We start from the raw sequence: 22,454 nt of genomic DNA on the forward strand, positions 1-22,454 counted from the left end.
GTACAAGGGACTCAGCGGTTGATTTTGATTTCTGTGCGGCGGTTCTGCGCACGGCCGTCAGCGGTTTTGTTATCGGCCACCGGCTGGCTTTCACCGGCACCGGTCACAGACACGAAGCTGCTGCGTGGCACGCCTTGGGAAATCAGGTATTCCACCACCGAATGGGCGCGCCTGTCCGACAGTTTCTGGTTGTACTTATCGCTGCCGACGCTGTCGGTATGACCGGTGACGGTCAGTCGGGAACCGGAGGATTCCTGTTTCAGGCGCGTGGCAACGGTGTTGAGTACCTCTTTATCGGAAGGGGTGAGCTTGGCCGAATCGAACTGGAAGTGAACATCACGGATAACGATGACTTCTTCCTTGACCACCGCATTCTCTTCGACCACCGGCACAGGCGCCGGTGGAGGGCAGCCGTCGGCATCGACCCGCACGCCTTTAGGTGTGTGCGGGCACTTGTCGCGGCTGTCCGGCACGCCATCGCCGTCCTCGTCGCCATCGCCGTGCACCCAGCACCAGGCCGCTGTCGTGCCGCCGACCAGCAGCGCGCCATAGCCCGCCCATGCCGCGCTCTCTGTCGCGCCGAGCCCTGCACCGACGACACCACCGACCGCCGCACAGGTCGGCCAGTCAGTTTTCTGCAAACCTGCGCAACCAGTCAACACACTGGTTAGCAGAACCAAGGGTAATGCTGTCCGAATTATGCTCATCTAGTTCTTCTCCTGAGGGATCGGCTTAAAGCCGATTCAGGAAGTAAAGACCCGAGCTTTAATCTCCGCCAGCAATAGGCCATTGCTGTTTTGCCCTATGTTCACGGAAGATCGCCGCTTTTTGCTTAAACCGCCCGACAAGACAAGCTAGTCTTGGCGTTCTGATTGAGGATCTTCGATGATTGCAGGTATTTCTTCGCGCACGCCCCAACAGGCGTTGGCCGCATTGCTTGATCGTTACGCCCCGGCGCGTCTGCTGCTGATGGGCGCCAGCGAATTCCCCGCGCTCGAGGCGTTCCAGCTCGCGCACCCGCAGAGCATCGTCGCCTTTGCCGCGCCCGGGCCATTGCCGGCCGAACTGGCGGCGCAACGGTATGATCTGGCGCTGGTGGTCGATTGCCTCGAACACTTGCCCAAGCGCGACGGCCTGAATCTGCTCGGCGGAATACGCAACCTCAATGCCAGCCGCATTGCAGTGCTGGCCGACTTGCCGGCCAGCGGCTGGCAGGAGACGGATTTTTTCTCCCTGGCCCTGCAAGCCAGCGAACGCTTCCAGCGCGACGATCAAGTGTTGACGTTGTTTACCTACGATCTGCTTGACTACAAACAGGTGCCCGACTGGCTCAACTCACGCTTCTGGGCCAATCCGGAAAACTTCGGGAAATATTGGTGGTAACGCAATGAGTACATCCATTTGCCCTTGCGGCAGCGGCACGCTGCTCGATGCCTGCTGCGGTCATTACCATGCCGGCCATCCGGCCCCTAGCGCCGAAGTCTTGATGCGTTCGCGCTACAGCGCCTATGTGCTGGGGCTGGTCGACTATCTGGTGGCGACCACCCTGCCCGCGCAACAGACCGGCCTGGATCGCCAGTCGATCAGCGACTGGAGCGCCCAAAGCACCTGGCTGGGCCTGGAAGTGGAGAGCGCCGAAGTCTTCGGCGGTCAGCCGGAGCACGCCTTCGTCACCTTTACCGCTCGCTGGCACGACAACAGCGGCGAACACAGCCACCGCGAACGTTCGTCATTTGTACAGAACGCCGGCCGCTGGTACTTCATCGACCCTACCGTGCCACTCAAGGCCGGGCGCAACGATGCGTGCCCTTGCGCCAGCGGGCAGAAGTTCAAGAAGTGTTGTGCGAGTTATTTCAGCGCTTGAGGTGATCCCTGTAGCAGCTGTCGAGCCTGTGAGGCTGCGTTCGGCTGCGCAGCAGTCGTGAAACCGGGCGGCGCGGTGTTTAAGATAGACCGAGGCGCCAGGGTTGGCGACTGCTTCGCAGCCGAACGCAGGCTTCGCCAGCTGCTACAAAGGGAGAAACACGACCATGACCACCCGACGACTCGCGCTCTATCTGTTCACCTTGCTGCTGTTTTCAGGACTCGGCGGCTGCGCCTCATGGTTCAGTGACGACCTGCCGGATCCGCAGGTCCATCTGGTCAAGGTCGAGGTGGTCCGGGCCAGGCTGCTGGAGCAGAAATTCCTGCTGCATTTTCGCGTCGACAATCCCAATGACCAAGACCTGACGGTGCGCGCCCTGGAATATCGCATTCACCTGGGGGACATCCTGCTGACCGAAGGCGAGCACGAACACTGGTTCACCGTAGGTCCCAAGCGCAGCGCCTATTTCAAAGTACCGATCCGCACCAACCTGTGGCCCAAAGTCCGGGACCTGGTGAAACTGCTGAAAAAACCCGATCAACCGATTCCCTATCGTCTGGAAGGCACACTTGAAACCGGTATATTCATCGCGCACTACGTGCACCTGGCGCGCAATGGCGTGATAATCGCCGCCGATTTAATTCCGGAGTGACCCCGATGACCCAGCAACCCCATGTCCATGGCCCTGACTGCAACCACGATCATGACCATCACGACCACCATGATCACGACCATGGCCATGTCCACGGCCCGAACTGCGGCCACGCCCACCAGGAGCCGGTGCGCAACGCCCTGAAGGATGTCGGCCGCAACGACCCTTGCCCCTGCGGCAACGGCAAGAAATTCAAGAAGTGCCACGGCGCTTGATGCTTCGGGCGGATAATTTTTTCGCCTGTTGAATCGCCTTCGCGGGCTTGCTCGCGAAGACGGCGGCACACTCACTATCAATTTGGCCGTTAAAACGCTATCGCGAGCAGGCTCGCTCCCACAGGTTTTCAGCCAGCCATTAATATTTCTGCTGTGCCCACGACCGTCGCATATTCGCCATGCAAATTACCCAGCGACATCGCATGTACCTCCTCGGCTGAGTGGTCGTTGCCGAAAAAATCCGCCTTGTCGAAGGTAAAGCACGCATCCTCCGCAACCCACGCTTCAAACCCCAGATTCCCGGCCGTTCGCGCCGTGGACTCCACCGAGTTGTGGGTCGCCACACCAACGATGATCAACTGATCGATCCCCGCCTCGCGCAAACGCGCCTCCAACCCCGTCGAACAAAACGCATCCGGCACTTGCTTCTGTATCAGCCACTCACCGACCGATGGCTGAAATCGCTGCTGAAACTCCACCCCCGATTGCTGCGGCCAGAACACCGAATCCGCTGAACGGGACAAGTGTTGCACATGAATCACCGGCCGCCCGGTTCGACGCCAATGCCCCAGCAATTCCAGAATGCGCTCTTCGGCCTGTGGGTTGTTTCGACGACCCAACCTGGGGTGCAGGATGCCTTTTTGTTGATCGATGATGATCAGCGCCGCGTTCGTCTTGAGCTCCATGCCGACTTTTCTCATGCAAGGTCATTGAGTTTTTCGCACTTCAGCATCACTTCCTGCTACTGGCAAGCCATCAAACGCAAACAGGACGACCTGATGCTCGCGGTCGCTGCCCATACCTGACGATGTCTCTTGATTTGGAACCATCGTCGATCACGAGCCGGCCGATGGCGGAGCTCCGTTGTCGCTGTTCGAGTCGGGGGCGATTCTTTTGTACCTGGCGGAGAAAACCGGCAAGTTCTTGCCCAAGGACCTGCGCGGGCGCCAGCAGGCGCTGCAATGGCTGTTCTGGCAGATGGGCGGCCTGGGGCCGATGGCCGGGCAGAATTGCCGACATGGCGATCTACCCGTGGATCGTTTCCCACAAATGGCAGAGCCAGAACCTGGAAGACTTCCCTAACGTGCTGCGCTGGTTCAACCACATCCAGAACCGCCCGGCGACGGTGAAGGCGTATGCGCTGGTGGACAAGGTCAATCCACCTAAATCCTGAGGCAAACACAAACCCTGTGGTTAGGAGGCTGTTGTGGCGAGGGGGCTTGCCCCCTCGCCACGGGTAACGCATCGTCCAGAAGTTTGTGGTTTATCAGACATTTCCTGAAATAACCCTACACCCCGCTTGCGCGGCCTCCTCCTGCTCACTAACGTAGCGCCTTTATTGCGCCTCTACCCCCCGCAGGAGCTTTGCCATGGCCTCGCCAGCCCTTACACATTTTCTTCCCCGGTTCGGCGTTGCCGCAGCAGTGGCCGGTGTTTTGAGCCTGACCGGTTGTCAGACCTGGAACACTCAGGACACCCTCCCGCCCACCTCCGGCGTGCAACCGCTCAAGGGTCTGGCGCAGAACGTTTCGGTTCGTCGCAATGCCATGGGCATGCCGCTGATCGAGAGCAACAGCTTCCACGATGCGCTGTTCACCCTCGGCTACGTGCACGCCAGCGACCGCATCAGCCAGATGGTCACTCTGCGCCTGTTGGCCCGGGGCCGTTTGGCGGAGATGTCCGGTTCGGACCTGCTCGACGCCGACCGCTACATGCGCGCGGTCAATCTGAAGAAAAGCGCGGATGAGCTGTACAAGGCCTCTTCGCCGCGTCTCAAGCGGTTCTTCGAAGTCTATGCCCGCGGGGTCAACGCCTACCTGTTCCGCTACCGCGACAAATTGCCTGCGGACCTCGCGGCCACCGGCTACAAGCCTGAATACTGGAAACCGGAAGATTCGGCGCTGATGTTCTGCCTGCTGAACTTCAGCCAATCGGCGAACCTGCCGGAAGAGATTTCCTCATTGATGCTGGCCCAGACCGTCAGCACCGACAAACTGGCGTGGCTGACGCCGTCTGCGCCCGACGAAAAACTGCCGGTGGCTGAAGCCGAAAAACTTCAGGGCATCAAACTCAACGGGCAAATCCCGGGGCTGAGCGAAATAGGCAAAGCCACCGGCCAACTGTCGGATCTGAATCTGCTGGGCGCCACGTCTTCGAACAACTGGGCGATCGCCCCGCAACGCAGCCGCAGCGGCAAAAGCCTGCTGGCCAGCGACAGCCACGGGCCGCTGGGCGTGCCGTCGTTGCTCAGTTACGTGCAGATTCGCGCGCCGAAATACCAGGCCTCCGGCGTGACCATTGCCGGGTTACCGATGGTGCTCGGTGGTTTCAACGGCAAAGTGGCGTGGAGCATGACCACCGTCATGGGCGACAACCAGGACCTGTTCCTGGAAAAAATCAAACGCCAGGGCAACGGCCTTTCCTACGAAGTGGGCGGCAAATGGCAGCCGGCGATCGTGCGCAACGAAACTTATTTCGTCAAAGGCCAGCGGCCGATTCGCGAAGCGGTGTACGAAACCCGCCACGGGCCGCTGCTCAACAGCGCACAAGGCACCGCGCTGGCGAATGGTTACGGTCTGGCCTTGCAGATGCCGGACTTCACCGACGACAAAAGCCTGGACGCCTTTTTCGACCTGTCCCGAGCACAGAGCGCCGAGAAAGCGTCGGACGCCAGCCGTGAGATCCGTGCCATTGCCCTGAATCTGGTGTTTGCCGATGCCAGCAATATCGGCTGGCAAGTCACCGGTCGCTACCCGAACCGTCGCGAAGGCGAAGGCTTGCTGCCGTCGCCAGGCTGGGAAGGTCGCTACGACTGGGACGGTTACGCCGACCCGATGCTCCACCCGTATGACCAGGACCCGGCTCAGGGCTGGCTCGGCACCGCCAACCAGCGGGTCATTCCCCATGGTTACGGCATGCAGCTGTCCAATTCCTGGTCCGCCCCGGAGCGCGGCGAACGCATGGCCGAACTGGCGGGCGTGGGCAAACACGACACTCGCAGCCTGATCGCCATGCAATACGACCAGACCACCACCTTCGCCGCCAAACTGAAGAAAATGTTTGAAGCGCCGGGCATGGCTCAGCCACTCAAGCAGGCCATCGAAGCGTTGCCGGTTGCGGACCGCGGCAAGGCTCGCGAGACGTACACACGCTTGATGGCCTTCGACGGCAAACTGAGCCCGACCTCCGCCGACGCGGCGATTTACGAGCTGTTCCTGCAGGAAAGCACGAAACAGATTTTCCTCGACGAACTGGGCCCGGAAAGCAGCCCGGCGTGGAAAGCCTTTATCGTCAACGGCAAGTTGTCCTACGCAGCTCAGGCCGATCACCTGCTGGGCCGTGAGGACAGTCCGTTCTGGGATGACGTGCGCACTGCGCAGAAAGAAGACAAACCGGCGATTCTCGCCCGTAGCCTGGCCTCGGCGATCAGCGCGGGTGACAGCCAGTTGGGCGGCGACCACAAAGCCTGGCAGTGGGGCAAACTGCACCGCTACGAGTGGAAGAACGCCAGTGGCCAGACCGTGCGCGGTCCGCTGGCGGCCGGCGGCGACCACACCACGCTCAATACTGCCGCGTTCACCTGGGGACAGGACTTCAACACCACGCTGGCGCCCGCCATGCGCTTTATCGTCGACTTCGGCCAGACAGAACCGCTGATGGGCCAGAACGGTACCGGCCAATCCGGCAACCCCGCCAGCCCGCACTATCTCGACAGCGTCGATCCATGGCTCAAGGGGCAATACATGAGCCTGCCGATGCAGCCGCAGAACTTTGACAAGGTGTATGGCAAAACGCGGTTGACGTTGACGCCCGGCAAGTAACCCCACTCCCACATTTGGCGCCTGGCACGGTCAACTGTGGGCTTGCTCGCGAAGAGGGAGTGTCAGCCGACATCAATGTTGCCTGGCACACCGCCTTCGCGAGCAAGCCCGCTCCCACAGGTTCTGCACCTTGACTGGCTGATCAGGGCTAGCCCCCTGGCCCACACAGCGCACCATCCAGACGCAAAGATCTGGCGGCGCCCGTTTTCGTGCACAAATCCCGCATTGCCACTTCTTGTACTACCTTTTAAACGCTTGTTCGGGACTCTGGTTCGGAAATTGCTACTTTTAATAGGTCTTACGCTTTTCAGTAACAGTACTTCTGCGCCACAAGCGCTCATATTGGTTCTTAGGGATTGAATAATGAAAAAAGCATTGCTGACCCTTTCTGCACTGGCGTTGTGCATGGCTGCCGGCTCCGCGCTGGCCAAGGAATACAAAGAATTGCGTTTTGGCGTTGACCCTTCCTACGCGCCGTTCGAGTCCAAAGCAGCCGATGGCAGCCTGGTAGGCTTCGACATCGACCTGGGCAATGCGATCTGCGCCGAGCTGAAGGTCAAGTGCAAGTGGGTCGAAAGCGATTTCGACGGCATGATTCCGGGCCTCAAGGCCAATAAATTCGACGGTGTGATCTCTTCGATGACCGTCACCCCCGCCCGCGAAAAAGTCATCGACTTCTCCAGCGAGCTGTTCTCCGGCCCAACCGCTTACGTGTTCAAGAAAGGTTCCGGCCTGACCGAAGACGTCGCCTCGCTGAAGGGTAAAACCGTAGGCTACGAGCAAGGCACCATCCAGGAAGCGTACGCCAAAGCCGTTCTGGACAAGGCTGGCGTGAAAACCCAGGCCTATCAGAACCAGGATCAGGTGTATTCCGACCTGACTTCCGGTCGCCTCGATGCGGCGATCCAGGACATGCTGCAGGCCGAACTGGGCTTCTTGAAGTCACCAAAAGGCACCGATTACGAAATCAGCAAGCCGGTGGACAGCGAATTGCTGCCAGCCAAAACAGCGATCGGTATCTCTAAAGGTAACAAAGACCTCAAGGCACTTTTGGATAAAGGTATCAAAGCGTTACACGACGATGGCACCTACGCCACCATTCAGAAGAAACACTTTGGCGATCTGAATCTGTACAGCGGCAAGTAATGCCCGGCGCCCATCTCGCGATGGGCGCTTTTTTTATCCGATCAGGTTGCTGATTTATGTTCGAAACCCTATTACAAAATCTGGGGCTCTCCGCCTTCAGCCTCAAGGGCTTCGGTCCTTTGTTGATGGAAGGCACCTGGATGACCATCAAATTATCGGTGTTGTCGCTCTTGGTCGCCGTCTTGCTCGGCTTGCTGGGCGCCAGTGCCAAACTGTCCAAAGTCAAACTGGTGCGCGTGCCGGCGCAGGTCTACACCACGCTGATTCGCGGCGTGCCGGATCTGGTGCTGATGCTGTTGATTTTCTACAGCCTGCAAACCTGGCTGACGTCGCTCACCGACTTCATGGAATGGGAATACATCGAGATCAACCCGTTCAGCGCCGGGGTCATTACCCTGGGCTTTATCTATGGCGCGTACTTCACCGAAACCTTTCGCGGGGCGATCCTTGCCGTGCCACGGGGTCAGGTCGAAGCCGCAACCGCTTATGGCCTCAAGCGTGGCCAGCGCTTCTGGATCGTGGTGTTCCCGCAAATGATGCGTTTTGCCCTGCCGGGTATCGGCAATAACTGGATGGTGATGCTCAAGGCCACTGCGCTGGTGTCGATCATCGGCCTCGCCGACCTGGTCAAAGCCGCTCAGGACGCCGGCAAAAGCACCTATCAACTGTTCTACTTCCTGGTGTTGGCCGCGGTGATTTACCTACTGATCACCAGCGCCTCCAATTTCGTCCTGCGCAAACTTGAACGCCGCTACGCCGCCGGCTCCCGGGAGGCCGTACGATGATCGAACTCTTGCAGGATTACTGGAAGCCCTTCCTTTATACCGACGGTTACCACATCACCGGCCTGGCCATGACCATGTGGTTGCTCAGCGCGTCGATCTTCATCGGTTTTCTGGTGTCGATCCCGCTGTCCATCGCCAGGGTTTCACCCAAGGTCTACGTCCGCTGGCCAGTGCAGTTCTACACCTACCTGTTTCGCGGGACGCCGCTGTATATCCAGTTGCTGATTTGCTACACCGGGATTTACAGCCTGGCCGCCGTGCGCGCCCAACCGGTACTGGATGCGTTCTTTCGCGATGCGATGAACTGCACCATCCTGGCCTTCGCCCTGAACACCTGCGCCTACACCACGGAGATCTTCGCCGGGGCGATTCGCAGCATGGCGCACGGTGAAGTCGAGGCGGCCAAGGCTTACGGTCTGTCGGGCTGGAAGCTCTATGCCTACGTGATCATGCCGTCAGCCCTGCGTCGTTCGTTGCCTTATTACAGCAACGAAGTGATTCTGATGCTGCACTCGACCACCGTGGCGTTCACCGCGACCATCCCGGATGTCCTGAAAGTCGCTCGTGATGCGAACTCCGCGACCTTTCTGACCTTTCAGTCGTTCGGCATCGCCGCGCTGATCTACCTGACCGTTACCTTTGCGCTGGTCGGCCTGTTCCGCCTCGCCGAACGCCGATGGCTGGCTTTCCTCGGGCCGACTCACTAGGACAATTCGTACATGCGCCACCAGATTCATGACCTGCTGGCCCCTCTGCCGGGGACCGTGCGACAGATTCACAGCTTCCACTTCGGCCCCCAGGCGGCCAAAGGCAAGATCTATATCCAGTCCTCCCTGCACGCCGATGAACTGCCCGGCATGCTGGTGGCCTGGCACCTCAAGCAACGTCTGGCGGAGCTGGAAGCCGCTGGCCGGTTGCGCAGCGAAATCGTGCTGGTGCCCGTGGCCAACCCGGTTGGCCTGGAACAAGTGTTGATGGACGTTCCACTGGGCCGCTACGAGCTGGAAAGCGGGCAGAACTTCAATCGCTGGTTCGTCGACTTGAGTGAAGAAGTCGGCTACGAGATCGAAGGTCTGCTCGGTGACGACCCGCAACGCAACCTTGAACTGATCCGCGACAGCCTGCGCAAGGCTTTGACGCGGCAGACCGCCGCCACTCAACTGCAATCCCAACGCTTGACCCTGCAACGGCTGGCCTGCGATGCGGACATGGTGCTGGACCTGCATTGCGATTTCGAAGCCGTCGCGCACCTCTACACCACACCCGAGGCCTGGCCTCAGGTCGAGCCGCTGGCGCGGTACATTGGTGCCGAAGCCAGCCTGCTGGCCACCGATTCGGGTGGCCAGTCGTTCGATGAATGCTTCACCCTGCTCTGGTGGCAGTTGAAGGAGCGCTTCGGCGAACACTTCGATATTCCGCTGGGCAGTTTTTCGGTCACCGTCGAATTACGCGGTCAGGGCGACGTCAATCACCCGCTGGCCAGCCTCGATTGCCAGGCCCTGATCGATTATCTGATTTACTTCGGTGCGATTGACGGTGAGCCGGCGCCATTACCGGAACTGCCCTACCCGGCCACGCCGCTGGCCGGTGTCGAACCGGTATCGACACCCGTGGGCGGATTGCTGGTGTTCACGGCCCTGCCCGGGGAATACGTGGAGGCCGGGCAACTGATCGCCGAAGTCATCGACCCTATCAATGATCGCGTCACCCCCGTTCATTGCACCGCCGCCGGGCTGATGTACGCCCGCTCGCTGCGGCGCATGGCCACTGCCGGCATGGTGATCGCCCACGTCGCGGGCACCGAAGCCTATCGCAGCGGCTACCTACTTTCGCCTTGAGGATGCATGTCCCATGTACAAATTGACCATCGAAGACCTGCATAAAAGCTACGGCGATCATAAGGTGCTCAAAGGCGTTTCGCTCAAGGCCAAGACCGGTGACGTCATCAGCCTGATCGGCGCCAGCGGCTCGGGCAAAAGCACCTTTTTGCGCTGCATCAACTTTCTCGAACAACCCAACGACGGCACCATGAGCCTCGACGGCCAGAACATCCGCATGGTCAAGGATCACCATGGCATCCACGTGGCCGACCCCGATGAGCTGCAACGGCTACGCACCCGCCTGGCCATGGTGTTCCAGCACTTCAACCTGTGGAGCCACATGACGGTGCTGGAAAACATCACCATGGCCCCGCGACGGGTGCTCGGTTGCAGCAAGGCAGAAGCCGAGGACCGTGCTCGACGTTACCTCGACAAGGTTGGCCTGGCGGCGCGTGTGGCGGATCAGTACCCGGCGTTCCTGTCGGGTGGCCAGCAACAACGGGTAGCCATTGCCCGCGCGCTGGCCATGGAACCGGAAGTCATGCTGTTCGACGAACCGACCTCGGCGCTGGACCCGGAACTGGTGGGCGAAGTGCTCAAGGTGATCCAGGGCCTGGCCGAAGAAGGCCGGACCATGATCATGGTCACCCACGAAATGAGCTTCGCCCGCAAGGTCTCGAGCCAGGTGCTGTTCCTGCACCAGGGGCTGGTGGAAGAAGAAGGTGCGCCGGAAGACGTGCTGGGCAATCCGAAGAGTGAGCGGTTGAAGCAGTTCTTGAGCGGCAACCTGAAATAAAAATATCGCAGGTTTCGCCCACGGCTACAGATCGCTCTGTAGAAACTGGCGAAGCCTGCGATCTTTTGATCTGGCTTTTCGGCTGTGAAATCTCGCAACCCACCAAAGATCGTCCGAACGCGGCCCGAACCTTCGGCAACTCCTACAGGAGCGGATTTCAGCGACAGGCCTTAGACCACAGGTGCGGGAGGCGGCTCATCCGGCAGGGTGGGCTCTCCGGGTTCTGTCGGATCTTCGTTGGGGGTGTCGGGATCAGGCTGATGGGGGATGCCCCCTGCCATGCTGACGGGCGGATGTGCCAACAAGGACCAGGCCAGCACGCCAACCTGATTGGGTTCAAGCCTTGCCAGTTCGGCACTTATTCGCGGATCGATCTTCATGAAGCACTCCTGAGCGATGGCCCGATCCACCTTGCGCGAATCGGAGCAGTACACCCCATAGAGTGTACGCTCGCTCAGGAATTCCAACGGGTTGTCAGACGGTTGACTCAGGTCCGCGGCAGGGTCACGCCGCGCTGGCCCTGGTACTTGCCGCCACGGTCCTTGTAGGAAACTTCGCACTCTTCGTCCGACTCAAGGAACAACATCTGCGCCACGCCTTCGTTCGCGTAGATTTTCGCCGGCAGATTGGTGGTGTTGGAGAACTCCAGGGTCACGTGACCTTCCCACTCAGGCTCGAGCGGCGTGACGTTGACGATGATGCCGCAACGCGCGTAGGTGCTTTTCCCCAGGCAAATGGTCAATACGTTACGCGGGATGCGGAAGTATTCGACGGTGCTGGCCAGAGCGAAGGAGTTCGGCGGAATGATGCACACGTCGCTGTGGATGTCGACGAAGCTGCCAGCATCGAAGTTTTTCGGGTCGACGATCGCCGAATTGATGTTGGTAAACACCTTGAAGTGATTGGTGCAACGCACATCGTAGCCGTAGCTGGACACGCCGTAGGAGATCACACGGCTATCGTCGCTGCCGCGCACCTGGCGCTCGACGAAAGGCTCGATCATGCCGTGTTCCTGCGCCATGCGGCGAATCCACTTGTCCGATTTGATGCTCATGGCGGGTGTCCTGAATAGCGAGGTGGAAAAATTCTGTCCGGCATCTTACCGGGCAGGCGCTCCGGGTTCAAAGTCCGGGAGACAATTCTCGCCGATCCCCCGTGAATTCCGGGCCGTCACCGTTGTACGACGCACCGTCAGTCATGAAAACAGAGAAACCTTCGCAAGAACCATTGGCACGTTCCGGAAAAAGGGTTAAGGTGGCGCCACTGTGCTGCTTGTGTCACTGAGAATCTCTACACGATATGTTGAATTTCGATCCAACCATCTACAAGAATTTTTCCTGCTCTTTGCACTCAGTCTCGGCCAGGGTTCTTCCTGAGTCGCAGTTATCTTTGTTCAAGGAGTTACACCATGTCTAATCGCCAAACCGGTACCGTTAAGTGGTTCAACGATGAAAAAGGCTTCGGCTTCATCACTCCACAATCCGGTGACGACCTGTTCGTTCACTTCAAAGCTATCCAATCCGACGGCTTCAAAAGCCTGAAAGAAGGCCAACAGGTTTCTTTCATCGCTACCCGCGGTCAGAAAGGCATGCAAGCTGAAGAAGTTCAAGTTATCTAACTTGTAACTGCTTTAGTAAAAAGCCCCGCCCTTAAAAGCGGGGCTTTTTTGTGGGCGTCTATTTCCCCCTTACACCCACCGCTTGTCATCTATAAGATTCGCCGCCTGAAAAAACCACATGGAAGCAGCAGGATGCAATTCACACAATGGACGTCGCTGGGCGCAACGCTGATTGCACTTGCACTCCCCCTCTCGGCTCACGCCGATACTCCCCACCCCGATCATCCGACGATCATTATCGGCATGAACCCTCACGCAACGTATATCGGCAAAGGCCCGGAAATACAGGGCGTTCCCCAGGCCCAGTTGAGAGCTGCGGCATTGCTGACGCTCTCCACAGCGCATGCCTGCGGCAGCAACGAGGTCTACCTCACACCAGAATCGGTGGGCGTTCCCAATGAATCGTTTGGCAGGCTCCTCGACGAAGTTCAGCAACTGATCGACGATGAAACCCCACTGCTGCTGACGCTTTCGGAGTGCGACGGCAAACGGGCCTTTTTCGAAAAGGTGCGCCCCTGCACGCCAGAAGAATGCAGCGCACTGACGGCATCACTGGTGGACGGCAAGCTGTATCTGGATGAGCAATATGCGCCAACAACAAAGGGCCAGGCCTCTTATTTCTTGCCGATGCCGCTGACCTACGACAGCAAGCGCAAGGCCTGGCACGCCAAGGTCTTTTACGTCGAATCTGGCACCGTGCGTCGCGACTACTTCGTCGACGCCAAGGACTTTGTTTCAGGCAAGCCCGTCCTTGATTCGAAAACCTACTACCCAGACAAAAAAATCGGCCAAACCTTCAAGTACGACATGAACGGCAAGCGTCAGGGCGAAATGCTGACCTACTCAGACAGCGGTATTGTCACTAAACGCGCCCATTACTTGAACGATGAACTGGAAGGCTGGGAAACCACCTACCACGATAACGGCAAGAAATCAGAGTCCTACAACTGGCACTCGGGCCAGCGGGTGGACGGTGAGTATTTGGAATATGACGAAAACGGCGCAGTGATCGGTCGCGTCAGCTATCGCAACGATGTACTGGACGGTCCGATTTTCGGCTACTACCCCGACGGCACGATCGAGCATCGCGGCCAGTTCGTCGACGGAAAAAAGGTTGGCCCAAGCCTTTCTTACTACCCGGACGGCACGCTACAAAGCAGCGGGGACTATGTCGACAACATGCCCTTGGGCTGGCATATCCAGTACCACCCCAATGGAAAAGAGAAACAGAAGGACTTCAACGACGAACAAAACGTGCAGCGTAGTTACGCAACATGGACCGATCAGGGCGTGCAAACCGTGCAATGGCAGTGGGATGAACAACACCGCGAGCAAGGTGACTTCAAAGAGTGGTATGGCACTGGCCGACTCAAGGATCACAAGATCTACAAGGACGGAAAGCTTGAGGGCACTGCCCTCACCTGGTACGAAAGTGGTCAGATGAATTCGTCAGCGGAATATAAGGACGGTCTCCAACAGGGCGTCAGCCGTTTCTGGGGGCCGGACGGCCGCTTGAGTGCTGAATGTCACTACGACGCCGGTGTCCGCCAAGGCGAATGCACGAGCCTTTAACTGAGCACGCGACACGCCAATAAAACCTCGCCCTCAAAAGCATTTTTTATGCTGAGTGTTTTGTGTGGCAAAAAAAGATCGCAGCCTAAACAGCTCCTACAGGATGGACCTCAATCCTGCGCAGGAGCTGCCGAAGGCTGCGATCTTTTGATCTTTCAGCGTGTTACCAGGCCACGCCAAACCCCGCCGTATAGCGAGTCTTGCTCAAGTCAGCATCCTCGGTACCGCTGATGACGTCTTTCTCGGCCTTCAGGTTCAGCGACGCCCAATCGGTGACTTTGTAGCGCAGGCCGACCTCGGTATCGAGGGCGTAATCCGCCACGCCCGACAACGGCTTGCCAACTTCGCCGCTGGTGAAGAACTCGACCTTCTTGCCGATCAGGTAGCGGTTGTAGTTCCACTTCATGGCCAAGGAATAGAATTGATCCTTGCCACCATCCCTGTACTCATAATCCGTATGGTTGAGCAGGGATCCAAGGGAGAAAGCGCCCAATTCATCATCCCAGAACTGATAGCCGGGACCGGTACCGACCACGCGTTGACGGGACAGGTCTTCGACCTTGTCACGCTTGTAATTCAAACGCCCTTGCCAGAACCACTTCTCGGTGAGGAATCGGTCGAGAGAATACTCGGCACGCCAGTTGTCAGTGGTGACGACGTCATCCTGGAACTCGCGGCTGTACTCACCTTCCGCCGTATGACGCCATCGACCATGACGCGCGATAGTCTTGAAGCCGACGTCATAATCATCGGTATCTTTTTCGGCCCGCCGATAATCCAGCGCCATATCAACATTACCTTTCCACACCAAATCCTCGACCACCGGTTTCGGCTTGAGGATCTGCTGGATACTCGCCAGCTCAACCGTCTTGGGCGTCTCGCCGTTGGCCAGGGTGACCTTGCCATCTTCTGCCGCGTGTAGCGCCTTGGCCTTTTCGCCGGTGTAGGCATCCTGTTTGACCAGCAACTGCTGATCGCTTTCCAGGGTTTTCACCTCTTTCCAGTCAATCGGCACCGCCCCGGCATATTGGGTCTGGATCAATAGCTTGCCACCGTCGAACACGGTGATTTTGCCACTCAACTTGTCACCGTTCTTCAACCACACGGTGTCGGCGAGCAAGGGAGTGGAAGCACTGACGACAGCGAGGCACAGCAAGGTTCTGGACAACATAAGCGAATGGAAGGCTCAACTTTGCGAAAAAAAGTCGGCATTATTCTTACGAATAGGGCCCTAGCAAGCACTGACCCGACTATTTCTATTGAGTTCAGTTCTCAACGGCCGATCCAGGATTTACCCTACAGACGGTCAATACGCATTTTTCAGGAAGCCCGGGACGTGACCGACTCAACCGCTGAAACCGAAAGCGCGGCGCAAATCCGACGCACGGCGCTCTACCTGACCCTGGCGCAAGTACCCGAGGGCAAAGTCGTGAGTTATGGCCAGCTTGCCGAGCTGGCGGGACTGGGCCGTGCCGCCCGCTGGGTCGGGCGAACATTGAGCCAACTGCCCGGCGACACTAAATTGCCCTGGCACCGTGTGCTGGCTGCCGGCGGTCGGATCAGCCTGCCTGTGGGCAGCCCTTCGGGGGATGAACAACGGGCCCGGTTGCGCATGGAAGGCATCAGTATCCAGAACAATCGTGTTGATATTCAGCGCCATGGCTGGCGCCCGGTAGAGCACAGCGGTTAGAGTGCGCGCTTTGTTTCCGTAACTCTTGAGGCAGACTCCAGCCCATGCCCCGTAAAACCTGGCGCGCCGCGCTCGCCGCCTATGCCAGCCCTTCGACGCTCGTGTTGTTGCTGCTTGGTTTCGCCGCCGGCCTGCCCTACATGCTGGTGTTTTCGACGCTTTCAGTCTGGCTGCGCGAGGCCGGTGTTGCCCGCGAAACCATCGGCTACGCAAGCCTGATCGGCCTGGCCTACGCCTTTAAATGGGTCTGGTCCCCGCTGCTCGACCAATGGCGCCTGCCACTGCTCGGTAAGCTGGGTCGACGACGTTCCTGGCTGGTTCTGGCCCAGGCACTGGTGATCCTCGGCCTGATCGGCATGGGTTTCTGCGACCCGCAAAAGCACCTGTCCTGGCTGATCGCCATCGCCGTGATCGTCGCCTTCGCCTCCGCGACGCAAGACATCGCCGTCGACGCCTATCGCCTGGAAATCGCCGACGACACCCGCCAGGCTGCATTGGCGGCCAGCTACATGGCCGGTTATCGGGTCGCGGCCCTGCTGGCGACGGCCGGCGCACTGTTCTTCGCCGAAGGCTTCGGCTCCACCGGTTTCAACTACAAGCATGCGGCGTGGACCGGCACCTACGTGCTGTTCGGCATCTTGATGATCCCGGCGCTGCTGACCTCCCTGTTCATGCGCGAACCGCCGGTGCCACTGCGCACTCAGCTTCAGGCCGGCCGCTACAGCTTTGTGCACCAATTGGCGTCAGTGTTCGTGCTGATCGTGCTGCTGGTGTCCGTACCGGCCATGTTCACCCAGCTCTACAACACTGACTTCGCCAGCGTACTGTTCAACGGTGTAAGCCTGCTCGACCTGCTGCTCGAAGACCGCGCGTTCCTGCGAGCGATCCTCTATACCACGCTCACCACCCTGTGCTTGTCGGCCATGGGCCGCCGTGGCCTGGCGCCGGTGCTGACCCCGGTCAACGACTTCATTCTGCGTTACCGCTGGCAGGCGCTGCTGCTGCTCGGGCTGATCGCCACCTATCGGATGTCCGATACGGTCATGGGCGTGATGGCCAACGTGTTCTACATCGACCAGGGGTTCACCAAGGACCAGATTGCCAGTGTCAGCAAGGTTTTCGGCCTGATCATGACGCTGGTCGGTGCCGGCATGGGCGGCCTGCTGATCGTGCGCTTCGGCATTCTGCCCATCCTGTTCATCGGCGGCACTGCATCGGCCGCCACCAACCTGTTGTTCCTGATGCTCACGGACATGGGGGCCAATCTGCAGATGCTGATCGTCACCATTTCGCTGGATAACTTCAGCTCGGGCCTGGCGACTTCGGCATTTGTCGCTTACCTGTCGAGCCTGACCAACCTCAAATTCTCCGCCACCCAGTACGCCCTGCTGAGCTCGATCATGCTCTTGCTGCCCCGCCTGATCGGCGGCTACTCAGGGGTTATGGTGGAGAAATTCGGTTATCACCAGTTCTTCCTGATCACCGCCCTGCTGGGCGTTCCGACCCTGCTGTTGATCGCCTTGCACTGGTTCCAGGAAAACCGCCGCGCAGGTCCGACACCGACGCCGGAACCGGTTCAGACTCCCGTCACGGAAGAATCGTAGGCTCTATTACGCAGCAAGCATGAGGGCGAGCGGATTCTCGCCCTCCAGCCACACAGCCGGCCGCACTCCTGTACGCCGGCAGATCTCGCCCGTACAATGCTCCGTCACTTCTCGATATCAGCAACCGACAACGGCCAACCATGCGCACCAGTCAATTTTTGCTCGCCACACAGAAAGAAACGCCTTCCGATGCGGTCGTCATCAGCCATCAGCTGATGCTGCGCGCCGGCATGATCCGCAAACTCGCCTCGGGCCTGTACACCTGGCTGCCGATGGGCTTGCGAGTGATGCGCAAGGTCGAAGCCATCGTGCGTGAAGAAATGAACGCCGCCGGCTCTCTCGAAGTGTTGATGCCGAGTACTCAACCGGCTGAGCTGTGGCAGGAATCCGGTCGCTGGGAAGAATACGGCCCGGAATTGCTGCGCTTCAAGGATCGCCATGGCCGCGACTTCTGCGCCGGCCCGACTCACGAAGAAGTCATCACCGACCTGATGCGTAACGAGTTGAGCAGCTACAAACAGCTGCCGATCAACCTGTATCAGATCCAGACCAAATTCCGTGATGAAATCCGCCCACGCTTCGGTTTGATGCGCGGCCGCGAATTCATCATGAAGGACGCCTACTCCTTCCACGCCGACCAGGCATCGCTGCAGATCACCTACGACCGCATGCACCAGGCGTACTGCAACGTGTTCACCCGCCTGGGCCTGAAATTCCGCCCGGTTGAAGCCGACAACGGCTCGATCGGCGGTGCCGGCTCCCACGAATTCCACGTGCTGGCCGAATCCGGCGAAGACGACATCGTCTTCAGCAACGGTTCCGACTACGCAGCGAACATCGAAAAGGCCGAAGCCGTACCGCGGGAAACCTCTCGTGCCGCGCCTACCGAAGAGCTGCGCCTGGTCGACACGCCGAACGCCAAGACCATTGCGCAACTGGTCGAAGGCTTCAATCTGCCTATCGAAAAGACCATCAAGACCCTGGTGGTGCACGCTGAAGAACAAGGCAAACTGATTGCCCTGATCATCCGTGGCGACCACGAGCTGAACGAAATCAAGGCCGCCAACCAACCTGGCGTTGCCAGCCCGCTGGTCATGGCTGGCGAAGCCGAACTGCGCGACGCCATTGGCGCCGGCGCCGGTTCCCTCGGCCCGCTGAACCTGCCGCTGCCGATCATCATCGACCGTTCCGTCGAGCTGATGAGCGACTTCGGCATTGGTGCCAACATCGACGACAAACACTACTTCGGCGTGAACTGGGAGCGCGATCTGCCGGTTCCGACCGTCGCCGACCTGCGCAATGTCGTGGCCGGTGATCCGAGCCCTGACGGCAAAGGCACCCTGGAAATCAAGCGTGGCATCGAAGTCGGGCACATCTTCCAGCTGGGCAACAAGTACAGCAAAGCGATGAAGTGCGAAGTGCTGGGCGAGAACGGCAAGCCGGTCACCCTGGAAATGGGCTGCTACGGCATTGGCGTGTCTCGCGTGGTGGCCGCCGCCATCGAACAGAACAACGACGAGAACGGGATCATCTGGAGCGACGCTCTGGCCCCGTTCCAGGTTGCTCTGGTACCGCTGCGCTACGAAACCGAACAGGTTCGCGAAGCCACCGACAAGCTCTACGCAGAACTGACTGCCGCAGGCTTCGAAGTGCTGCTGGACGACCGCGACAAGAAAACCAGCCCGGGCATCAAGTTCGCGGACATGGAGCTGATCGGCATTCCACACCGGATCGTGGTCAGTGACCGCGGCCTCGCCGACGGCAATCTGGAATACAAGAGCCGCACCGAGGCCGAGGCGCAAGCGCTGCCGGTCGCTGACGTGCTGTCTTTCCTCCAGGCCCGTATCCGCCGCTGACACCAGATAGAGACGTCATGTTCAAGCGAAACACCTTAGGCCTCGGTGCCGCCGCCCTGTGCGGCGCGCTGCTGGTCAGCGGCTGTGCCAATCAGATGTCACAACGCAGCGAACACGAGGAACGGGTCGAGCGCAAATTGCTCGATCACAGCCTGCAGATCGATGTCGGCGAGCCCAAGGTGCTTGAGCTGCCGCAACGTCGGGTGAAAATCCACGAGCAGAAAACCTTCGAAGTCACCGAGTTCGAAGTTACGCGTCACTATGATCGCTACACGCCTTACCAACCCTGGCGGGAGGTCTACGAGATTCCGCTGGGCGCGGTGGCGGTGGTAGCCGGGATCGGTGCGAACGTGGTCAACGTGTTCGCCCTCGGCAATCTGCCGGACAGCGTGACGAAGGACTGGCTCAGCTATGGTTTCGCCGGGCTCAACCCGTTCATGAACGTGCAGTCCCATGGCCGGGCGCAACAGAACCTGGCGGGTATTGACGAAGTCCAGCGCGACAAGCGCACGGAATACTCGAGCCTGCCGTGGAGCGAGCGCCCGGTGCAGGTCAAGGCTGGCAAGAACACGTTCGAGCTGAGCACCGACCGCAACGGCGTGTTGCGCCTGAACCTGCTGGACAGCCCTTTCGCCGAACATGACCTCAACCATCTGGACAAGCTGCAGATCAGTGTCGAGGACAACAAGGACGATGTGCACACCGACTCGTCCCTGGCGATCAGCAACACCTTGCGCGGCAAGCTGCTCGAAGCCCATGGGCTGATTTACGACGACCTCGAAGACGACGAAGTGAGCCAGTGGGTGCACCGGGTCAAACGCCTGTCGGAACTGGGTCTGGAAGAAGAAGCCAGTGAGCTGGAACAGAGCCTGATCGAACTGACCCGCAACGATCCCGAGTTGCAGGCCGAGTTCCTCAAGTCACTGACCAAGGATGCCGGGCGACTGGTGGCGGATCCGGGGCCGAATTAAAGCCTAAAAGCATCGCGAGCAGGCTCGCTCCCACATTAGACCGCGTTCGTCTGAACAACTCGGTCAACTGTGGGAGCGAGCCTGCTCGCGATGAGGCCCTTAAATTCCCCCCCAAACTACCGCTCAAACAACTCCAGCTGCTCAAACCCGCCCCGCAAATCCTCCAGCCTTACCCCAATCCCCAACAACCGCACCGGTTTCCCGCCACGATTGAAGGCCTGTGTCAGCAGCAACTGATAACTCCCCAGATCCCGCCCTGCCCCGGCTTGCTCTAACGTGGTCTGGGTAAAATCATGAAATTTCACTTTGACGAACGGCTTACCCGGTCGATAGCTGCTGTCGATCCGTGCCATGCGGCCATTCAGGGACTCCAGTAACTCAGGCAATTTATCCAGACAACTCACCAGATCCGGCAGGTCCACGTCGTAGGTATTTTCGACGCTGATCGACTGCCGACGACTGTCGTTGTGCACCAGCCGCTCATCGATCCCACGGGCCAGGCTCCAGAGTCGCTCGCCGAAGCTGCCAAATTCTCGCACCAGCGCCAATTTGCTCCATTCGCGTAATTGCGAGCAATCGGCGATGCCGAGCTTGCCCAGTTTATCGGCGGTCACTTTGCCAACACCGTGCAGCTTGCTCACCGGCAAACCACTGACAAAATCTTCCACCTGATCCGGCGTGATCACGAACAAGCCGTTGGGCTTCTTCCAGTCACTGGCGATCTTGGCGAGAAACTTATTCGGCGCCACACCGGCCGACACGGTGATGTGCAACTGGTTGGACACCCGACGACGAATGTCCTGGGCGATTCGCGTGGCGCTGCCGCCGAAATGCGCGCTGTCCGACACGTCGAGGTACGCCTCATCCAGGGAAAGCGGTTCGATCAGGTCGGTGTAATCGCGAAAGATCGTGTGAATTTCCTTCGACGCTTCTCTATAGGCTTCCATGCGCGGCTTGACGATGGTCAGATCCGGGCACAGCTTCAAGGCATGCCCGGAAGACATGGCCGAGCGTACGCCATAAGCCCGCGCTTCATAGTTGCAGGTGGCAATCACCCCACGCCGATCCGCCGAGCCGCCCACCGCCAATGGCCTACCGGCCAGGCGCGGGTCGTCCCGCATCTCGATGGCGGCGTAGAAGCAGTCACAATCGACGTGGATGATTTTTCGCTGCGTCATATAAAAGCGGTGTTCATGGCGAAGAAATGAAGTATTGGTATGTCTTGCCGGCAGTATCTCACTGACACCTGTATATAGCACCAGTAGTCTGAATGTTCTTTTCAACTCGTAGGAAAAGCACCGGAGGAATTTATTTTCTCAATCGAAAGAGTTCCCTCGATAGAGTCGAAAGCCTTGCCCCGCCTGCGTTTCAGCCCGGTCGTCGACCCCTGTTTTCACCTAAGCGATTGAACAGGAACAGGTTTTACCGAGATTGAAGGTTGACAGCCCGGCGATCCTCTGTAGAATGCCGACACACAGACGCGGGATGGAGCAGTCTGGTAGCTCGTCGGGCTCATAACCCGAAGGTCGTCGGTTCAAATCCGGCTCCCGCAACCAAACATCGAAAAAGGCTACTCGAAAGAGTGGCCTTTTTTGTGCGCGCCCGTTTTATAAAAAATAGCGGTCGATGCCTCACGGCACAGAAAAAAGAAATCGTTCTGATTCCGAAACTTAGGTCTCCCCCGCGACCGTTCGCCGCTGATTCACGCTTATTTGATCTATCCTTGGATTAACGGTTGACACTCCGGCGTTCGCCTGTAGAATGCCGCCACACAGACGCGGGATGGAGCAGTCTGGTAGCTCGTCGGGCTCATAACCCGAAGGTCGTCGGTTCAAATCCGGCTCCCGCAACCAAACATCAAAAAAGGCTACTCGAAAGAGTGGCCTTTTTTGTATCTGTTGAAAAAGCCCTTTCGCAACAATGATCTGTCACTGTGCAGTGAGTCGTTCGGGATCGCCAGACTGTGAGTTCAAACCTGACTAAATCGCAGACAGAACCCTGTACGACTGATGACGCGCCATCGCCGACAGCCGGTGAGAGGCGT

At 58.9% G+C, this 22,454-nt stretch carries 22 protein-coding genes, 2 tRNA genes and 1 pseudogene; 19 read left to right on the forward strand and 6 right to left on the reverse strand.

The features are described from left to right. Positions 1 to 11 precede the first annotated feature (11 nt). Positions 12 to 707 (reverse strand): OmpA family protein, encoded by a 696-nt coding sequence (locus AACY49_RS02320; RefSeq protein WP_258697271.1) that lies wholly within the window; start codon positions 705 to 707, stop codon positions 12 to 14. A gap of 178 nt (positions 708 to 885) precedes the next feature. On the opposite strand from AACY49_RS02320, the gene AACY49_RS02325 reads away from it, so the two are divergent. The 4 genes from AACY49_RS02325 to AACY49_RS02340 all read left to right on the forward strand — a co-directional run bounded on the left by AACY49_RS02325 (position 886) and on the right by AACY49_RS02340 (position 2,731). Then, a complete protein-coding gene (locus AACY49_RS02325; RefSeq protein ID WP_320391910.1) occupies positions 886 to 1,383 on the forward strand; it encodes a DUF6231 family protein in 498 nt (165 codons plus the stop codon). A gap of 4 nt (positions 1,384 to 1,387) precedes the next feature. Then, entirely contained in the window at positions 1,388 to 1,864 is a 477-nt protein-coding gene (locus tag AACY49_RS02330) for a YchJ family protein (RefSeq protein ID WP_258697273.1), read from the forward strand. Between the two features lie 166 nt (positions 1,865 to 2,030). Beyond that, complete coding sequence (locus AACY49_RS02335; protein WP_258697274.1) at positions 2,031 to 2,516, forward strand: LEA type 2 family protein; 486 nt, start codon at positions 2,031 to 2,033, stop codon at positions 2,514 to 2,516. 5 nt (positions 2,517 to 2,521) lie between these two features. Beyond that, positions 2,522 to 2,731 (forward strand): SEC-C metal-binding domain-containing protein, encoded by a 210-nt coding sequence (locus AACY49_RS02340; protein WP_007906737.1) that lies wholly within the window; start codon positions 2,522 to 2,524, stop codon positions 2,729 to 2,731. 128 nt (positions 2,732 to 2,859) lie between these two features. On the opposite strand, the gene AACY49_RS02345 is transcribed toward AACY49_RS02340, so the two are convergent. After that, positions 2,860 to 3,417 carry a cysteine hydrolase family protein gene (locus tag AACY49_RS02345; RefSeq protein WP_258697275.1) on the reverse strand — a complete coding sequence of 186 codons (558 nt, stop codon included), beginning with the start codon at positions 3,415 to 3,417 and terminating at the stop codon, positions 2,860 to 2,862. 142 nt (positions 3,418 to 3,559) lie between these two features. On the opposite strand from AACY49_RS02345, the pseudogene AACY49_RS02350 reads away from it, so the two are divergent. The 7 genes and pseudogenes from AACY49_RS02350 to AACY49_RS02380 all read left to right on the forward strand — a co-directional run. Further along, positions 3,560 to 3,905 (forward strand): annotated as a pseudogene (locus tag AACY49_RS02350) (thiol:disulfide oxidoreductase); the annotation flags it as partial. Between the two features lie 196 nt (positions 3,906 to 4,101). Continuing rightward, positions 4,102 to 6,552 (forward strand): penicillin acylase family protein, encoded by a 2,451-nt coding sequence (locus tag AACY49_RS02355; protein ID WP_339521512.1) that lies wholly within the window; start codon positions 4,102 to 4,104, stop codon positions 6,550 to 6,552. A 363-nt stretch (positions 6,553 to 6,915) separates the two neighbouring features. Continuing rightward, positions 6,916 to 7,698: a transporter substrate-binding domain-containing protein gene (locus tag AACY49_RS02360; protein ID WP_258697277.1), complete on the forward strand. Its 783-nt coding sequence runs from the start codon at positions 6,916 to 6,918 to the stop codon at positions 7,696 to 7,698. Positions 7,699 to 7,754: 56 nt separating this feature from the next. After that, entirely contained in the window at positions 7,755 to 8,483 is a 729-nt protein-coding gene (locus AACY49_RS02365) for an ABC transporter permease (protein WP_258697278.1), read from the forward strand. Continuing rightward, entirely contained in the window at positions 8,480 to 9,190 is a 711-nt protein-coding gene (locus AACY49_RS02370) for an ABC transporter permease (protein WP_258697279.1), read from the forward strand. Before AACY49_RS02365 ends, AACY49_RS02370 begins: the two co-directional genes overlap by 4 nt. 12 nt (positions 9,191 to 9,202) lie before the next feature. After that, on the forward strand, positions 9,203 to 10,321 hold the full coding sequence (locus tag AACY49_RS02375; protein ID WP_339521513.1) for a succinylglutamate desuccinylase/aspartoacylase family protein: 1,119 nt from the start codon (positions 9,203 to 9,205) through the stop codon (positions 10,319 to 10,321). Positions 10,322 to 10,334: 13 nt separating this feature from the next. Beyond that, on the forward strand, positions 10,335 to 11,099 hold the full coding sequence (locus AACY49_RS02380; protein ID WP_258697281.1) for an ABC transporter ATP-binding protein: 765 nt from the start codon (positions 10,335 to 10,337) through the stop codon (positions 11,097 to 11,099). 170 nt (positions 11,100 to 11,269) lie between these two features. Here the strand turns inward: AACY49_RS02380 and AACY49_RS02385 are convergent, their stop codons facing one another. Both AACY49_RS02385 and dcd read right to left on the reverse strand, forming a co-directional pair. Continuing rightward, a complete protein-coding gene (locus AACY49_RS02385) occupies positions 11,270 to 11,479 on the reverse strand; it encodes a hypothetical protein (RefSeq protein ID WP_019580966.1) in 210 nt (69 codons plus the stop codon). A 107-nt stretch (positions 11,480 to 11,586) separates the two neighbouring features. After that, entirely contained in the window at positions 11,587 to 12,153 is a 567-nt protein-coding gene (dcd, locus tag AACY49_RS02390) for a dCTP deaminase (RefSeq protein WP_007904652.1), read from the reverse strand. Between the two features lie 354 nt (positions 12,154 to 12,507). Here dcd and AACY49_RS02395 point away from each other — a divergent pair, with 354 nt between their 5' ends. Together AACY49_RS02395 and AACY49_RS02400 are read left to right on the forward strand one after the other, a co-directional pair. Further along, positions 12,508 to 12,717: a cold-shock protein gene (locus tag AACY49_RS02395; protein ID WP_002554837.1), complete on the forward strand. Its 210-nt coding sequence runs from the start codon at positions 12,508 to 12,510 to the stop codon at positions 12,715 to 12,717. A 48-nt stretch (positions 12,718 to 12,765) separates the two neighbouring features. Continuing rightward, complete coding sequence (locus AACY49_RS02400) at positions 12,766 to 14,289, forward strand: toxin-antitoxin system YwqK family antitoxin (protein ID WP_339521514.1); 1,524 nt, start codon at positions 12,766 to 12,768, stop codon at positions 14,287 to 14,289. A 163-nt stretch (positions 14,290 to 14,452) separates the two neighbouring features. Here the strand turns inward: AACY49_RS02400 and AACY49_RS02405 are convergent, their stop codons facing one another. Then, positions 14,453 to 15,460, reverse strand: a complete 1,008-nt coding sequence (locus AACY49_RS02405) for a DUF481 domain-containing protein (RefSeq protein ID WP_258697283.1) — start codon at positions 15,458 to 15,460, stop codon at positions 14,453 to 14,455. A gap of 165 nt (positions 15,461 to 15,625) precedes the next feature. On the opposite strand from AACY49_RS02405, the gene AACY49_RS02410 reads away from it, so the two are divergent. The 4 genes from AACY49_RS02410 to AACY49_RS02425 all read left to right on the forward strand — a co-directional run bounded on the left by AACY49_RS02410 (position 15,626) and on the right by AACY49_RS02425 (position 20,410). Beyond that, positions 15,626 to 15,979, forward strand: a complete 354-nt coding sequence (locus AACY49_RS02410; protein WP_339521515.1) for an MGMT family protein — start codon at positions 15,626 to 15,628, stop codon at positions 15,977 to 15,979. A 44-nt stretch (positions 15,980 to 16,023) separates the two neighbouring features. Continuing rightward, positions 16,024 to 17,583: an AmpG family muropeptide MFS transporter gene (locus AACY49_RS02415; RefSeq protein ID WP_258697285.1), complete on the forward strand. Its 1,560-nt coding sequence runs from the start codon at positions 16,024 to 16,026 to the stop codon at positions 17,581 to 17,583. 140 nt (positions 17,584 to 17,723) lie between these two features. Then, complete coding sequence (locus AACY49_RS02420) at positions 17,724 to 19,439, forward strand: proline--tRNA ligase (protein ID WP_339521516.1); 1,716 nt, start codon at positions 17,724 to 17,726, stop codon at positions 19,437 to 19,439. A gap of 17 nt (positions 19,440 to 19,456) precedes the next feature. Then, a complete protein-coding gene (locus AACY49_RS02425) occupies positions 19,457 to 20,410 on the forward strand; it encodes a hypothetical protein (RefSeq protein WP_339521517.1) in 954 nt (317 codons plus the stop codon). A 116-nt stretch (positions 20,411 to 20,526) separates the two neighbouring features. Here AACY49_RS02425 and dinB read toward each other — a convergent pair whose 3' ends face one another. After that, on the reverse strand, positions 20,527 to 21,588 hold the full coding sequence (gene dinB / locus AACY49_RS02430) for a DNA polymerase IV (protein ID WP_339521518.1): 1,062 nt from the start codon (positions 21,586 to 21,588) through the stop codon (positions 20,527 to 20,529). 301 nt (positions 21,589 to 21,889) lie between these two features. Between dinB and AACY49_RS02435 the strand changes: the two genes are divergently transcribed. Both AACY49_RS02435 and AACY49_RS02440 read left to right on the forward strand, forming a co-directional pair. Continuing rightward, positions 21,890 to 21,966 (forward strand) — tRNA-Met (locus AACY49_RS02435). A 220-nt stretch (positions 21,967 to 22,186) separates the two neighbouring features. Then, positions 22,187 to 22,263, forward strand: a tRNA-Met gene (locus tag AACY49_RS02440). The last annotated feature ends 191 nt before the right edge of the window (positions 22,264 to 22,454 follow it).

Origin of the sequence: Pseudomonas sp. EL_65y_Pfl2_R96 (genome assembly GCF_963970905.1) — a bacterium.
Classification (GTDB): domain Bacteria; phylum Pseudomonadota; class Gammaproteobacteria; order Pseudomonadales; family Pseudomonadaceae; genus Aquipseudomonas.